Genomic DNA, 15,876 nt, shown 5'->3' with positions numbered 1-15,876 from the left:
TCGACAGGACTTCGAACCCATGACCACCACCCCGAACGCCCGCAACCGCACCCCGCGCGCCCGCCTGGCGCTGGCCCTGGAGCCGCGCATCCTGCTGGACGCCGCGGCCGTCGCCACTGCCGCCGACGTGGCGGCCAAGGTCGATGCCAGCGCCACCGCGCCCGGTACCGACGCCACCCCGACCAAAAGCACGGTGACCATCAAGGACAGCACCGACAGCTTCGGGCCGGTCAACCTGTTCGACAACGTCAAGGTCACCCTCGACAGCAGCAACCAGGCCCCCACCGAACTGACCCTGCAAGTCAGCAGCAGCGGCAGCAACCAGGCCCTGGTGATCGACGGCGAGCAGATCGTGCTGCAGAACGGCAGCGGGTTCACCGAAGCCAACGGCTACTCCTGGACGGTGAGCGTCGAGAACGGCGTGAGCACCGTCACCATCAACATGCAGGCCGGCTTGCAACCTGCGACCGCCGCAAGCACCCAGGCCCTGATCGACAACCTCAGCTACCAGGTGCTGGACAACAGCGTCGACAGCGGCACCGTCAGCATCACCCTGAAAAGCCTCACCGACAGCGGTGGGCAAAGCACCGACCTGTCCGCTATCAAGGCCAGCGTCACCCTCGACAACCTGGTCAACAAGGCCCCGGTGCTCAGCGACAGCGGTGGCCTGGACAGCCGCGAAACCTACACCCCGGCGGACCTTGGCATCAGCAACGGCAGCGATGTGGTGTGGTCGGCCGACGGGCGCTTTGCCTATGTCGCAGGCGGCAATGCCCTGCAGGTGTTCTCGGTAGATGAAAGCGGCGCCCTCACCCGCCTGCAGACCTACAGCAACGAAAGCCTGGGCAACATCGCGGACTTGGTGATCAGCAGCGATGGCAAGTCGATCTACACCAGCTCCGGCAGCACCAGCATCATGCAACTGAGCGTGGATGCCGACGGCAAGATCACCTCGGCGGTGGCAGTCGCCACCCAGAACGGCAACACCAGCGGCAACCTGGCGATTTCTGCCGACGGCCGTTATGTGTACGCCGGCACCGCGCAAAACGACGTGGTGGTGTACACCCGCAACCAGGAGACCGGCGCCCTCACCTACCTGACCCGCGCCATCGAAAACGGCAACAGCCGTGGCGGGCAGATCATCACCAGCGACGACCGGGTGTTCATCCTCTACACCGGCGTCGGTGTCAACGCATCGCCCACCCTGGCGGTGTATCAGCACGGCAGCGACGGCAAGCTGGTGCTGCTCAACCAGTTGGTGCTCAGTGGCCTGACCGCCAATAGCACCAGCGATGCCCTGGCCATCTCCCCCGACGGCAAGTACCTGTACATCGCCGACCCGGGCAAGGACAGCATCGTCATCCTGCGTTACGAGGCAGACGAGGTGACCCGCATCGCCAGCATCGCCGCCAGCGACGTCAATGGCCTGGCCATGAGCGCCGATGGCAGCCTGCTGTACGCCGCCAGCAGCGACGGCACGGTACGCAGCTACAGTATCGACAGCAGCGGCAACCTCACCCTGCACACCAGCGTGCAGGGCAACACCAGCGGCAAGGACATTGCCGTGTCCGGCAATGGTTCGGTGCTGGTGGCCGGCGACAACGTCACCCGCTACAGCAGCGTGCAAAGCCTGAACCTGGGCCAGGCGACCCGGTTTGGCGAAGACCTGAGCTTCAAGGATTCCAACTTCGACCGCCTGGACAACTACAACGGCGCCAGCATCAGCGTCGCCCCCAGCGCCGCCGGCGGCAGCTTCGGCCTGGCCGAAGGCAACGGCCTGACCCTGGACGGCAACACAATCAAGCGCGGTGGCAACACCATCGCCAGCTTCACGGTGGCCGCCGACGGCAGCCTCACCGTCACCTTCACTGCCGACACCAGCAAGGCTGTGGCCAACCAGGTGCTGCAACAACTCGCTTACAGCGCCGCCAGCAGCACCACCCCCGGCAGCCTGATGACCTTGCAGGTGAGCATCAGCGACGGTGTGCTGGCCAGCGGCGTGCTCAGCCTGACCCTGCGCGCCAACAGCGTGCCGGTGGGCAACGCCGGCAGCTACGTGCCGCCCAAGGCCACCAGCGAGACTGGCTACAGCACCGTGCTGCCGGCCGACCTGTTCAGCGACGCTGACGGCGACGCATTGGTGTGGAGCGTCAGCGGCCTGCCCGACGGCCTGAGCTTCGACCGCGTTACCCGCACCATCAGCGGCACCACCACCGCCACCGGTGAGTTCGGCATCGTGGTCACCGCCACCGACGCCAGCGGCCAGAGCGCCTCGGTGGAACTGCCCCTGGACGTCGAGCAGGTCGCCAACCGCGCCCCCGAGCACAACAGCAGCGCTGCCGACACCGTGCTGCTCACCGTAGGCAATACCAGCGCCACCCTTGACCAGGCGCTGTTCAGCGACAAGGACCAGGGCTACGGCGACACCCTGACCTGGAGCCTCGACGGCCTGCCCACGGGCGTCACCTTCGACCCGGCCACCCGTACCCTCATCGGCGACACCAGCGCGACCGGTGACTACACCATCGAAGTGACCGTCACCGACAGCGCCGGCGCCTCCACCAGCACCGAGCTGACCCTGCGGGTGATTTCCCAGGCCGAGGCCGACAACAGCAAGCCGGTGCTGGAAGCCGACAGCAGCACCCTGGTGTACACCAGTAACGGCGGGCTCAGCGGCTTCAGCAGCATGGTCTACAGCGTCGAGGTATCCGACGACGGGCTGACCGTGTTCGTGCTCAGCAACGGCACCAACAACCACGCCGTCACCCCCGGTGGCGCCAGTACCCTGGGCATCTACAGCCGCGACCCGGCAACCGGCGCGCTGACCTTGGTACAGAGCATCGTCCAGGGCGCCAGCGACGACGGTAACGCGGCCAATGGCGTCGAGGTCGACGGCCTGAACGGTGCGGCATCGGCGGTGTATTCCAGCGACGGCAAGCAGCTCTACCTGGTGGGCCAGAAGGCGGCCGGCGGCAACTACGTGGTGACGGTATTCAACGTCAATGCCGACGGTACCCTGACTGCCAGCGGCCAGAGCCTGGATGCCGGCGCCACCCAGATCAAGCAGATGACCGTGGGCCAGGACGGCACCCTGTACGCCGTGGCCGGCAGCACCTTGCTGGTGTTCAAGGCCGACGCCGATGGCGGGCTGGCAGCAGCCAGCGTGATCACCGACAGCAGCCTGAACCCGGCCTACGCCGTGGCTACCGATGCCCAGGGCTCGGTGTACGTACTCGGCAGCAGCCGCCTGGTGGTCTACGAGGCCGATGGCCAGGGCGGGCTGACCCGCAGTGCCGAGATCACTACCGGCCTGACCATCTACAACCGCAGCCTGGCGGTTTCCGCCGACGGCTATGTGTATGTCGCGGCGGCCATCCCCGGCAGCGTGCAGGCCTATCACTACGACAGCGCCAGCAATACCCTGGTACGCATCGCCAGCGTCGCCACCGCAGGCCAGACCTGGGGCGTGGCGTTGTCTGCCGATGGCAAGACCCTGTACGCCGGCAGCAACACCGGCAGCCTGTACATCTTCCGCATCGACGGCGACGGCAAGCCGGTACTGGTCAAACAGCTAGACGGCATCGGTGCCCGCGCCTACCGCATCGCCGTATCGGCCGATGGCGAATCGATCTACGCCGGCGGCTTCTTCACCGCCGCGGGCCTGGCCAACATCAGCATCTCCGACGCCGCCCAGCTGGACTACACCGAAGGCCAGGCCAGCGTGATCCACCCCGGCGCCAACCTCGGCGTGTCCGACGCCGAACTCGACGCCCTGGCCAGCGGCGCCGGCAACTACAACGGTGCGGTGATCACCCTGGAACGCGACGGCGGCGCCAACCCCGACGATCTGTTCGACTTCACCACCGGCAATGGCCTGACCCGCAGCGGCGAGCAGATCCAGCTCAACGGCACCACCATCGCCACCATCACCCGTGTCGACGGCAAGCTCACCGTCACCTTCACCGCCGACACCACCAAGGCCGTGGCCAACCAGGTGCTGCGTCAAATCTCTTACGCCAATGCCAGCACCGACCCCGAAGCCAGCATCAGCCTCAAGCTGACCTTCCAGGACGGCTACAAGAGCGGCACCACCAGCCGCGAGCTGGTGGTGCAGGTCGCCACAGTGAACGACGCCCCGCAGGTCAGCACCACCCCGGTGGACAGCCAACAGGAGCCGGGCAAGGACAGCGTGAAGCTGTTCGATGCCAGCGCCATCGATGCAGTGGAAGCCGGGCAGACCATCACCGGCCTGACCTTCACCGTCAGCGGCGTAAAAGACGGCGCCAGCGAAACCCTGCTGCTGGACGGCACCCAGATCGCCCTGGTGGCCGGCAGCGGCATTACCGCCAGCGGCCTGAGCTACACCGTCAGCTTGAGCGACGGCACCGCCACCGTGGTGCTGGGCAGCGCCGCCGGCATCAGCGCCAGCGCGGCGGCGGCTGTCGTGGATGGTGCGCGCTACGCCAACACCGACAGCAAAGGCGCCACCCTGGGCGTGCGCAGCATCACCCTGAGCGCAGTCAAAGACAGCGGCGGCACCGCCAACGGTGGCAGCGATACCGCCACCACCACCTTCAGCGCCGAAGTCGAGGTGACCCGGCAAAGCCCGGTGCTGGGCGCCGACATCGGCGCGCTGGAGCTGGCCGAGCTGGTGCAGTCCGGCGACTGGCCCAACCCCTATGCCGGCATCAACGGCGTGGTCAGCGTGGGCGACCAGGTCTACGTGCTGCGCAGCACCAGCGAGTGGGTGTACGACGACGCCACCGGCACCGGCGCTGACGTGACCTTCAGCACCCTGTACGTGTTCACCCGTGGCGCCGACGGCACCCTGACCCTGGCCAGCACCCTCGATGCCACAGCCAGCAACGGCCTGGGCGAAGGCACCAGCGGCCTGGGCCTGTCGGCCGACGGCAAGACTCTGTACCTGAGCACCGACAGCCATGGCATTGCCGTGTTCAGCCGCGACACCAGCAGCGGTGCACTGACCGCCCTGGGCACCTTCGGCGCCGACGCGGGCCTGGCCAATGACGTGCTGGTGCAAGGCAACACCGCCTACATCAGCAGCGACAGCGGCCTGCTGGTATTCACCCGTACTGGCGACAGCTGGGCGCAAAGCGCAAGCCTCTCTCCAACTGACGGCAACGCCTGGTTCAGCGCGCTGCAACTGTCGGCCGACGGCAAGTACCTGTTTGCCGCCAATTCCGGTGGCAATACCTTGGTCAGCGTGTATGCCGTGGGCGATAACGGCGCCCTGAGCCTGGTGCAGCACCTGGCCGGCAGCGCTGGCGAGCACTATGCCAACAGCCTGGCCCTGGCGGCCGACGGCAAGACCCTGTACGTCGCCGACGGCACCACCCTGTACAGCCTGCAGGTGGGCGCCGACGGCAAGCTGGCCCAGAGCGGCGCCAGCATTACCCTGCCCGCCGCGCCCAAGGCCCTGGTGGTCAGCGACGACGGCAGCGCACTGATTGCCGTGGGCGAGAGCCAGGTCAGCCTGTACAAGCTGGGCAGCGACGGCACCTTGGGCAATGGCCAGCAGCTGAACATCGACGGCGTGCGCCTGAGCGAAATCCGCGCTGCCAGCCTGAGCGCCGACGGCACCCAGCTGTACCTCACCGGCGAGTTCGGTAGCGAAGGCCTGCTGGTACTGAACCTCACCGCGCAATCGAGCACCTTCACCGAAGGCGGCGACGCGGTGGCAGTGCTGCCCGGCGCCACCCTGCACGACCCGCAACTGGACGCCCTGGATGACTACAAGGGCGCCAGCATCGTCATCCAGCGTGACGGCGGCGCCAGCGCCGAGGATGTGTTCAGCCTGCTCACCGGCAGCGGCCTGACCCTGGAAAACGGCCAGGTACTACTCGACGGCCAGGCCATCGCCAGCTTCGTGCAGGCCGACGGCGTGCTCACCGTAAGCTTCATTGCCAGCGTCAGCCAGGCCAACGCCCAGCAGGTGCTGCGCAGCATCGCCTACAGCAACAGCAGCCAGGACCCGGCCAGCAGCGCCACCTTGAGCGTGCAGGTGACCGACGGTGACGGCCACAGCGACAGCCGCCTGGTGCAGTTGGCCATCGAGGCGGTGAACGATGCGCCGGTGGTCGACACCACCGGCCTCACCCCGGTGTTCAACGCCGAGGGCGAGCCGGTGAAGCTGTTCGAGAGCACCCAGATCGACGTGGTGGAGGCCGGCCAGCAGGTGTGGCAAGTGGTACTGACCCTCGACCCCACTGCCAACGGCGACATCATCGGCGTCAACGGCGGCAAGATCTACCTGGACGATACCAACAGCGGCGTGCAGACCAGCGCCAGCGGCCAGCAATACGTGATCATCCGCAGCGGCGGGCAGACCCAGCTGGTGCTCTATGTCAACGGCAACGCCCAGCGCGCCCAGGCCCTGGTCGACAGCCTCACCTACAGCAACAGCGGCGACAACCTCGCCGGTACCCGCACCATCAGCCTCAGCGTGGTCGATAACGGCGGCGGCACCGACAAGGGCACGGCCAGCAGCCAGGCGCTGGTGACCCTGCACGCAGCGCTGGCGCCCAACACCGCGCCAACGCTCGGCGGGGGCAATAGCACGGTCGGCTACACCGAACAGGGCGAACCTGTGTACCTGGCGCCCGGCGCCAGCGTCAGCGACACGCAGATGGACGCCTTCAACAACGGCCAGGGCAACTATGACGGCGCAGTGCTCACGGTCACCCTCGGCGACGGCCACAGCAGCAGCGACCAGCTCGGTTTCAAGGACGGCAACGGCCTGAGCGTGAAAGACGGCAAGCTGGTCAAGGACGGCAAGGTCATCGGCACCCTCACGGTCGCCGACGGCGTGCTGACCCTGCGCTTCAGCGATGCCGCAGGCCAGGTGCCCACCACCGCCGACGTGAACAACGCCCTGCAGCAGATCACCTACGCCAACAGCAGCGACGTGCCGGTGGCCAGCGTGGCAGTGACCATCGCCCTGAGCGACCAGCGCGGGCTTGCAGCCGACAGCCTGGCGCTGACGGTGAACATCACCGCGGTCAACGACGCCCCCGTACTGGGCAACGACCCGGTACTGTCGATGGGCGACCTGGACCGCGTGCAGGACCTTGACCTGAGTGCCTACGGCCTGGCCAGCCCCTCCGCCAGCGTGGTATCCGCCGACGGCGCGCGGGTGTACATCGTCGATGGCCAGGGCCATATCGCCCTGTTCAGCCGCAGCGAAAGCGGCGTGCTGACCCACGTCAGCACCCTGAACAGCGGCGTCGATATGGGCCACCTGCAGCTGTCGGGCGATGGCAAAAACCTGTATGCGCTGCGCAGCGACGGCAACGCCATCCTGGTGTTCAACGCCGATGCCCAGGGCAGCCTGACCCTTGCCGCCACCGTGGTGAGTGACTACGCCATCGACGCCAGCGCGCTGTACGACATGCGCGACCTGGCCCTGTCGGCCGACGGCAAGACCCTGTTCGTGATCAACGCCTACACCGTGCTGTATTTCAGCCGCGACAACGCCAGCGGCGCGCTGACCTATGGCGGCAGCCTGGAAGGCAACATGTGGGGCGCGCCCTACCTGTGGTCGCCCACCGAGATCGTCAGCAAAGGCGACCTGTTGTTCGTGGTGACCAACTCGGGCAACGGCTCCAGCCTGATCGTCTACCAGCAAGGCAGCGACGGCGCCCTGACGCTGCTCGGCTACAGCCGCGAAGGCGACGGCGCCCTGAGCGGCCTGACCCAGGTCAGCGTCAGCGCCGACGGCAAGATTGTCTATGTGGCCAACGACAGCCAGGTCAGCGGCTACAGCCTGGCCGGCGACACCCTGACCTGGCTGGGCAACGTGCAGGGCGGCGGCACCATTACCGATATCGCCGTGTCGGCCGACGGCGCGCTGCTGTTCATCACCCTGCAGGACGGCACCGTGAACCGCTACTCCACCGCCACCGGCGCCCTCACCGGCACCGTGCAGGTGGGTGGCGCCGGGCAGTTGCTGGTGACCGACAACGGCGCACTGGTGCTGGGCAACGACGCCAGCGTGCTGGCCAGCGAAGCCAAGGACGGCCCGAGCCTGGATGCTGAAGACCGCACACCCTTGCCACTGGCCCCGAGCATCACCCTGAGCGACCCCGAGCTGGACGCTGCCAACAACTACCAGGGCGCCAGCCTTGCCATCAGCGGCCAAGCCAGCGACAGCATCGGCCTGCTGGCCGGCGGCGCCTATACCTTGAGCGGCAACAACGTGCTGCTGGACGGCAACGTGGTGGCCACCCTGGTGCGCGACGGCAATGTCACCACCCTCACCTTCACCGCCGCCCTGACCCGCGACCAGGCCACCGCGCTGGTGCGCCAGCTCAGCTGGACCAGCAGCGCCGACGCTCCGGCCCAGGCCAGCAGCCACGCCATCACCCTGGTGCTGAACGACGGCAGCAACGGCGATGCGCTGAACAGCAACAGCTTCAACATCGACGTGACCCTGCTGCCGCCGAACCAGCCACCGGTGCTCAACGACGCCTACAGCGACTACAGCCTCACCCCGGCCACTGCCGGCACCGGCTACCAGTTGCAGCTGCCCGCCGACCTGTTCAGCGACCCCGAGGGCGAAACACTCACCTACAGCATCGAAGGCCTGCCCGCCGGCATGGCCTTCAACCCGGCCACCCGCACCCTGTCCGGCACCGCGCCGCGCGAGGTGGGCAGCCTGAGCCTGACCATCAAGGCCACCGACGCCAGCGGCAAGTCCACCACCCTGGTGCTGGAGCTGGATGTAGCCAACGCCGTACCGGTGGCCGATGCCGGCTACCACCTGCCCGGCGTGAGCGTCGGCCAGCCGTACGAAGTGCAGGTGCCGCACAGCCTGTTCCGCGATGCCAACGACGACAACCTGGCCTGGAGCGTGGTCGGCGAGCTGCCCGAATGGCTGAGCTTCGACGCAGACAGCCACACCTTCAGCGGCACCGCGCCGGCCAGCGCCGGCAGCTTCAGCATCACCCTGCGCGCCGACGACGGCCAGGGCGGCGTTACCGAAGTCACCCTGACCCTGGTGGTGGCGCGCCCGGCCAGCAACGACGGCGTGGCGCCGGTGATCAACGCAACCGGCGATACCGCCCTGCCGCTGGCCGCCAGCAACACGCCGTTCGAGCTGGAGGAAGCTGCGCCAAACGCGCTGCAGATCACCAGCGAACCGGCCCTGCAGCCTGCCGCAGAGAGCGTGCGCCACAGCAGCCTCGACGATGGCGGCCTGGCCAGCAACCGCAACAGCCTCGCTGCGCAACTGGCCAACGCCGACCGCATCGTCACCGACACCGGCTTCCAGGGCGAGGCCAACGAGCAGCTGCGCTTCGACGGCAAGACCCTGCGCGCCGAGGTCGAGCTGGGCAACCACGATGGCCGCTGGGTCAGCCTGCGCGTGCCGCTGGAGGTCGCCGACAGCGCCAGCATGCAGCGGGTGACCCTGGCCAACGGCCTGCCGCTACCCAGCTGGGCCGCCTTCGACGCCCGCAGCGGCGAAATCCGCATCGACAGCCGCCACCTGCAACGCCACGGCGAAGTGCGCCTGAGCCTGGTGCTGCGCGATGCCGACGGCCGCGAACAGCGCGTGCCGCTGCACATTCGCGCCCAGGGCCAGGAGCCGGCCCGCGCCGACACCGCCGAGGCGCCGGCAACCCTCAGCCAGCAGCTCGGCCGGCAGGCCAGCGGTTCCCTGTACACCGAGGCCATGGACCTGCTGCAACAGCTGGGCGAATGGGCCAACGACGACTTCCAACACATTGCCTGAATGCATCAAGGACGCATGACCAAATGACCCGCACGACTTTCAACCGCGTCTCCCTGCGCCTGGCCATCGCCTGCGCCATCCTGGGCCTGTCGGCCTGCGCCGTGAAGCCCGAGCCGATGAGCACCGAGCAGCGCCTGGCCGAGTCCGACGCCGACCGCCAGAGCATGTTCGCCGCGCAAGAGCCGGTGACCCGGCCGATCAGTCTGGAAGAAGCCATGGCCCGCGCCGTGAAGTACAACCTGCAGCAGCGCGTGGGCCTGATGCAGCGCCAGCTGGAAGACAACACCCTGAGCGGCGCCAACCTGAGCCTGCTGCCGCAGCTGGCAGCCAACGCCGGCTGGCGCGGGCGCGACAACGTGGCAGGTTCGTCCAGCGAATCGGTAACCACCGGCCAGCAGTCGCTGGAGCCCTCCACCAGCAGCGACCGCAGCAGCCGCGATGCCAGCCTGCGCCTGTCGTGGAACGTGCTCGATTTCGGCGTCAGCTACTTCAGCGCCAAGGCCCAGGCCAACAAGGTGCTGGCCGCCGAGGAAACCCGGCGCAAGGTGGTGGCCGACATCGTCCAGCAGGTGCGCGAAGCCTACTGGCAGGCGGCCGGCGCCGAGCGCCTGCAACCCCAGGTGCAGCAAGCCCTGAGCGATGCCCGTGGCGCCCTGGAGCAGGCCCGCGAGGGCGAGCGCCAGCGCTTGCAGGCGCCGATCGATTCGCTGCGCTACCAGAAGAGCCTGCTGGAGATGATCCGCCAGCTGGAGGTGGTGGACGGCGAGCTGTCGGTGGCCAAGGCGCGCCTGGCAAGCCTCATGAACCTGCCGCCGAACACCGCCTTCAGCCTGGCCGCGCCCGCCGAAAGCAGCTACGCGCGCCCGGCCCTGGCATACAACCTGGCCGACCTGGAAGTCACCTCGATGATCCAGCGCCCGGAAATCCGCAGCGAAAGTTACCAGGCGCGCAATGCCGTGCTGGAATCGCGCGCGGCATTGCTCAAGCTGCTGCCAGGGGCCAACCTGTTCGTCGGCGGCAACTACGACAGCAACAGCTTTCTGGTCAACGACCACTGGGCTGACGCTGGCATGCAGGTGAGCTGGAACCTGCTCAACGTGCTGGCCTACCCCACCGTGAAAAAAACCGGCGAGAGCCGCCAGCAACTGGCCGAGCTGCGCCGCCAGGCCATGCGCATGGCCGTGCTGACCCAGGTGAACGTGGCCTGGCGCGAGTTCCAGCGTTCCAGCCAGGTGTACGAGCGCTCGAGCGAGCTGCAACAGGTACAGCGCGGCATCTACCAGCAAAGCGAGCGGGCCTACGCCAGCCAGGCGCAAAGCCGCCTGGAGCGGGTACGCACCGCCACCGAAACCGTGCTGGCCACGCGCACCCGCGACCGCGCCTACGCCGAGCTGCAGGTGGCTCATGGCGCGGTGTACCAGGCCGCCGGGCTGGACCCTTTGCCCGAGCGCATCGCCGGTGCCGGCATCGCCCAGTTGAGCCAGGCCATCGCCGCCAACAGCGTGCGCCTGAACCAGGGCCAGGGCAGCGTACCGGCCGGCGTTGCCGCCGCGCAGCAACTGGCCTACGCCAAGCCGCTGGCAGCACCGGCCCCACTCGCCCCGCCACCGGCGCCGCGCCAGCAAGTGGTGCGCCTGGACATGTGGGACAGCCTCGGTTCGCTGCGCGGTGCCGAGCTGGTACCGGTGGAGCACGCCAATGGCCGCTAGGCAACGCAAGTGGGCCGCCGTGCTGGCGATCCTGGTGGCGGTGGCCGCCGAACGCGCCCAGGCCGAAGGTGACAACGGCGAGCTGCGCGTGCAGCTCAGCCCGATCCGCCAGACCGTGCTGTCCAGCGAGATCGGCGGCAAGCTGGTGGAGCTGGACGTGAAGGAAGGCGACACGTTCAAGCAGGGCCAGCGCCTGGCGGCGTTCGACTGCTCGGTGCAAAAAGCCCAGCTCAGCCGCAGCCAGGCGGCGCTGGCCGGGGCGCAGAAAAAGCTCGAAGTGGCGCGCAAGCTCGATGCGCTGGAGTCGATCAGCCAGAGCGAGGTCACCCAGGCCCGCGCCGACATGGCCATTGCCCAGGCCGAGAGCGGCGTGGGCCGGGCCATGCTCGGGCGCTGCACGCTCAACGCGCCGTTTGCCGGGCGCGTATCGCAGCGCATGGTGCAGCGCTGGCAGCACGTGGCCGAAGGCACCGAGCTGCTGGCCATCTATGACGACAGCGTGTACCAGCTGGAGCTGATCGTGCCCTCCAGCTGGCTGGGCTGGCTCAAGCCCGGCCAGGCCTTTGCGGTGCAACTGGACGAGACCGGCCAGCGCTATAGCGCACAGGTTGAACGCCTGGGCGCGGCCATCGACCCGGTCAGCCAGTCGCTTAAGGTGTTCGCGCGCATCACCGGCGACACCTCGGCGCTGCTGCCGGGCATGAGCGGCGTGGCGCTACTGGCGCCGCCGGGGGCCGGTTCGTGAACGCTGCCGTGACGCCCGCGCGGGACAAGCGTGCCGAGCGCATGGCGCTGCTGCTGCAACTGGAGCGGCGGGTGCGTGGCGAAGCCGACCTCAGCGGCCTTGGCTTCTTGCTGGTCAACGACACCCGCCAGCTGTTCGACTATCAAGAGGCCCTGCTGTGGCAGGCCGACGGCGCGGGGGTAAGCCACTGCTCGGGGTTGTCCCAGGTCGAGGCCAACGCGCCTTTCGTGCTGTGGCTGGGGCGCCTGTGCGAGCACTGGCAAACCCAGCCCTGGGCGGGTGAAACGCGGGTACTTAGCAGCGCCGATGCGCCAGCGCAAGAGCGCAGCCAGTGGCCGGAATACCTGGCCGCGCAGCTATTGTGGCTGCCCCTGCGCCGGCGCGACGGGCAGTGGCTGGGGGCGCTGCTGTTCAGTTGCCAGCGCGCCCCCGGCACCGCCGAGCTGGCCCTGCTGCAACTGCTGCAAGACGCCGGCGCCCACGCCTGGGCCGGCCTGCAAGGCAGCCGCCGCCCACCCCTTTTGCAGCGCCTGCGCCATCGCCCGCGCAAGGCCGTGCTGGCCATCGCTGCAGCACTGCTGGTGCTGGCCGTGCTACCGGTGCGCCAGAGCGTGCTCGCACCCGGCGAGATCGTCGCCCGGGACCCGGCGGTACTGCGCGCACCGTTGCAGGCGGTGGTCGAGCGCATTCTGGTGCAGCCCAACCAGGCCGTGCGCCAGGGCGAGCCACTGGTGCAACTGGACCGCCGCGAGCTGGACAGCCGCCTGGAAAGCGCCCGGCAAACCCTCACCGCCGCCGAGGCGCAGTTGCGCCAGGCACGCCAGCAGGCGCTGTTCGATGAACGCGCCAAGGCCCAACTGGCCGAATTGCAGACCCGCCGCGACCAGGCCCGCGCCGATGTCGATTACCTGGACGGCAACCTTGAGCGTTCGTTGATGCTGGCCCCGCGCGACGGCGTGGCGATTTTCGACGACCCCAGCGACTGGATCGGCCGCCCGGTGTCACTGGGCGAGCGCATCATGCAGGTGGCCGACCCCCACGATGCACGCCTGGAGGTGCAGCTGCCGGTGGCCGACGCCATTGCCCTGGCGCCCGGCGCCCAGGTGCGCCTGTTCCTCAACAGCCAGCCCGGCAGCCCGCTGCTGGCCACCCTGCAGCGCCACGGCTACCGCGCCACACCGGGTAGCGACGGGACCATGGCCTACCGCCTGCAAGCGGCCTTCAGCGAAGACGATGCGCGCCTGCGGGTGGGCCTGAAAGGCACCGCCAAGCTGTATGGCGAACGCACCTTGCTGTTCAACTACCTGCTGCGCCGGCCGCTGGCCGCAGCCCGTGTGTACCTGGGGTGGTGATGGACGCAGCTGCCCTGCCCCTGCCACCCGGCCAGGCACGCCTGCCGGTTCTGCGCCGCAGCCTACGCCTGCACCCGGGCCCGCGTTCGCGGGACGGCTCGCCCAGCTGGACCCTCGAAGACCCGGCGCGCGGGCGCTTCTACCGCATCGGCTGGCCCGAGGCCGAAATGCTCAGCCACTGGCCCAAGGGCAGCGCCGAGGCGGTGGCCTCGGCCGTCAGCCAGTCCACCACCCTGGCCATGCAAAGCCAGGAGGTGGAGCAGTTCGCGCAGTTTCTGCGGGCCCAGCAACTGGTGGACGTGGCCGGCGAAACGGCCATGGACGAGCTGCGCCAGCGCAGCGAGGCCGGGGCCACCGGCTGGGCCGGCTGGCTGATGAAGAACTACTTGTCGATCCGCATCCCGCTGCTGCGCCCGGATGCGTTCTTGACCCGCACCCTGCCCCGGGTGCGCCAGGTGTTCGGCCAGGGCTTCGTCATCGCCACCCTGCTGGCCGCGCTGCTGGGGTTGTACCTGGCGGCCCGCCAGTGGGACAGCTTCACCCACACCTTCCTGCACTTCTTCAGCCTGGAAGGCGCGCTGCTGGCGGCCTGCACCTTGAGCCTGAGCAAGGTGCTGCACGAGTTCGGCCACGCTTATGCGTGCAAGCATTTCGGCTGCCGGGTGCCGACCATGGGGGTGGCCTTTCTGGTGCTGTGGCCGGTGCTGTACACCGACGCCAGCGGTGCCTGGCGCCTGTCCCGGCGCCATCAGCGCCTGGCCATCGGCGCCGCCGGCATGGGCGTGGAGCTGTGCCTGGCGGCCTGGGCCACCCTGGCCTGGAGCTTCTTGCCCGACGGCCCGCTGCGCAGCGCTGCATTCATGCTGGCCAGCACCACCTGGATTCTCACCCTGGCGGTGAACCTCAACCCGCTGATGCGCTTTGACGGGTATTTTTTGTTCGCCGACCTGCTGGATGTGCCCAACCTGCAGGAGCGCGCCTTCGCCCTGGCGCGCTGGCGCCTTCGCGAGGCGCTGTTCGGGCTGGGCGACCCGCGCCCGGAGTATTTCGAGCCCTGGCTGCACCGGGTGCTGCTGGGCTATGCCTTCGCCACCTGGGTGTACCGCTTCTTCCTGTTCATGGGCATCGCCCTGCTGGTCTATCACTTCGCCTTCAAGCTGCTCGGCGTGCTGCTGTTTCTGGTCGAGATCGTGCACTTCATCCTGCGGCCGATCTGGCAGGAGCTGCGCCACTGGCACCAACGCCGCAAGGACTACCGCATGAACCGCAACACCCTGATGAGCGCCGGCCTGCTGGCCGTGGGCCTGACCCTGGCGGTACTGCCGTGGAGCAGCCGCATCGATGCCCCGGCGCTGCTGCGGGCCGAGCGCCAGGCCATTCTGGTAACCCCGGCCGACGCCCAGTTGCAGGCCATCGAGGCGCGCCCCGGCGAGCCGGTGCAGGCCGGCCAGCCGTTGTTCCGCTTAAGCTCGCCGCAGCTGGCCCATGACCTGGCGCGGCTCGAGCAGGAAATCGCCCTGCTGCGCCAGCAAGGCAGCCTGCAGGTGCGCGCCAGCGAAGGGGCAGCACGCCAGGCCGTGGCCCAGGATGAACTGCGCATTGCCCTGCAACGGCGCCAGGCACTGCACGACCAGCTGGCCCAGTTGCAGGTGCGCGCGCCCTTTGCCGGGCGTCTGGCCGACCTGGCCGAGCCGCTGGCTGCGGGCGAATGGCTGCCGGCGGGCGAGTGGCTGGGCACCCTGGTGGATGAGCGCAAGCTGCGGGTGGAAGCCTTCGTCACCGAGGCCGACCGCGAGCGCCTGCAGGCCGGCGCCGAGGCCTGGTTCGTGCCCGAGGACGCCGGCCGCGCGCGGCTGCGGCTGAAAGTGGACGACATCAGCCAGACCGCCACCCGCAAGCTCACCTCGGCGCCGGAGCTGGCCTCGGTGTACCAGGGCGCGATCGCCGCCAAGCTCGACCAGCAGCAGGTGCCCGAGCCCGAGCAGGCGCTGTACCGGGTGTTGCTCAGCCCAGTGGGCCAGCTTGACGGCGACCTGACGACCTTGCGCGGCACGGCTATCATCACCGGCAGCGCCCGCAGCCCGCTGCTGCAGGCACTGCGCCGGGCGCTGGTGGTGGTGATTCGCGAGTCGGCCTTTTAACCCAGCCCTTCGGGCTGCGCTGTCGCGCAGAGAACTGATCTCGCAGATGCGCCACGGTCTCTGTGGGAAGCGGCCTTGTGTCGCGATGGGCCGCAAAGCGGCCCCAAGGTCTCGGCCTCATGCAGAATTGCCGGGGCTGCTGCGCAGCCCATCGCGACACAAGACCGCTTCCCACAGG

At 68.6% G+C, this 15,876-nt stretch carries 5 protein-coding genes; all 5 read left to right on the top strand.

Going from position 1 to position 15,876, the window contains the following annotated elements; translation table 11 throughout:
• The first annotated feature begins 19 nt into the window (after nt 1–19).
• Genes KSS93_RS13155 through KSS93_RS13135 form a run of 5 tightly spaced genes read left to right on the top strand, consistent with a single transcriptional unit; the run spans nt 20 to nt 15,698 of the window.
• Nucleotides 20–9,751: a beta-propeller fold lactonase family protein gene (locus KSS93_RS13155; protein ID WP_217888620.1), complete on the top strand. Its 9,732-nt coding sequence runs from the start codon at nt 20–22 to the stop codon at nt 9,749–9,751.
• Nucleotides 9,752–9,774: 23 nt separating this feature from the next.
• Nucleotides 9,775–11,460: a TolC family protein gene (locus KSS93_RS13150; protein WP_217888619.1), complete on the top strand. Its 1,686-nt coding sequence runs from the start codon at nt 9,775–9,777 to the stop codon at nt 11,458–11,460.
• Nucleotides 11,450–12,205: an efflux RND transporter periplasmic adaptor subunit gene (locus KSS93_RS13145; RefSeq protein ID WP_217842918.1), complete on the top strand. Its 756-nt coding sequence runs from the start codon at nt 11,450–11,452 to the stop codon at nt 12,203–12,205. The genes KSS93_RS13150 and KSS93_RS13145 overlap by 11 nt, the downstream gene beginning before the upstream one ends.
• A complete protein-coding gene (locus KSS93_RS13140) occupies nt 12,202–13,557 on the top strand; it encodes an efflux RND transporter periplasmic adaptor subunit (protein WP_217888618.1) in 1,356 nt (451 codons plus the stop codon). Before KSS93_RS13145 ends, KSS93_RS13140 begins: the two co-directional genes overlap by 4 nt.
• Nucleotides 13,557–15,698, top strand: a complete 2,142-nt coding sequence (locus KSS93_RS13135; protein WP_217888617.1) for an HlyD family efflux transporter periplasmic adaptor subunit — start codon at nt 13,557–13,559, stop codon at nt 15,696–15,698. Before KSS93_RS13140 ends, KSS93_RS13135 begins: the two co-directional genes overlap by 1 nt.
• Nucleotides 15,699–15,876: the final 178 nt, after the last annotated feature.

The organism is Pseudomonas xanthosomatis (assembly GCF_019139835.1).
Lineage (GTDB): Bacteria > Pseudomonadota > Gammaproteobacteria > Pseudomonadales > Pseudomonadaceae > Aquipseudomonas > Aquipseudomonas fakonensis.
Note: the sequence above shows the minus strand (reverse complement) of the source record. Positions and strands in the feature narration are given on the sequence as shown.

Excerpts from the sequence above, each read along its gene's own strand:
- KSS93_RS13150 (WP_217888619.1), top strand. The coding sequence starts at position 9,775 with ATGACCCGCACGACTTTCAACCGCGTCTCCCTGCGCCTGGCCATCGCC.
- KSS93_RS13145 (WP_217842918.1), top strand. The coding sequence starts at position 11,450 with ATGGCCGCTAGGCAACGCAAGTGGGCCGCCGTGCTGGCGATCCTGGTG.
- KSS93_RS13135 (WP_217888617.1), top strand. The coding sequence starts at position 13,557 with ATGGACGCAGCTGCCCTGCCCCTGCCACCCGGCCAGGCACGCCTGCCG.
- KSS93_RS13155 (WP_217888620.1), top strand. The coding sequence starts at position 20 with ATGACCACCACCCCGAACGCCCGCAACCGCACCCCGCGCGCCCGCCTG.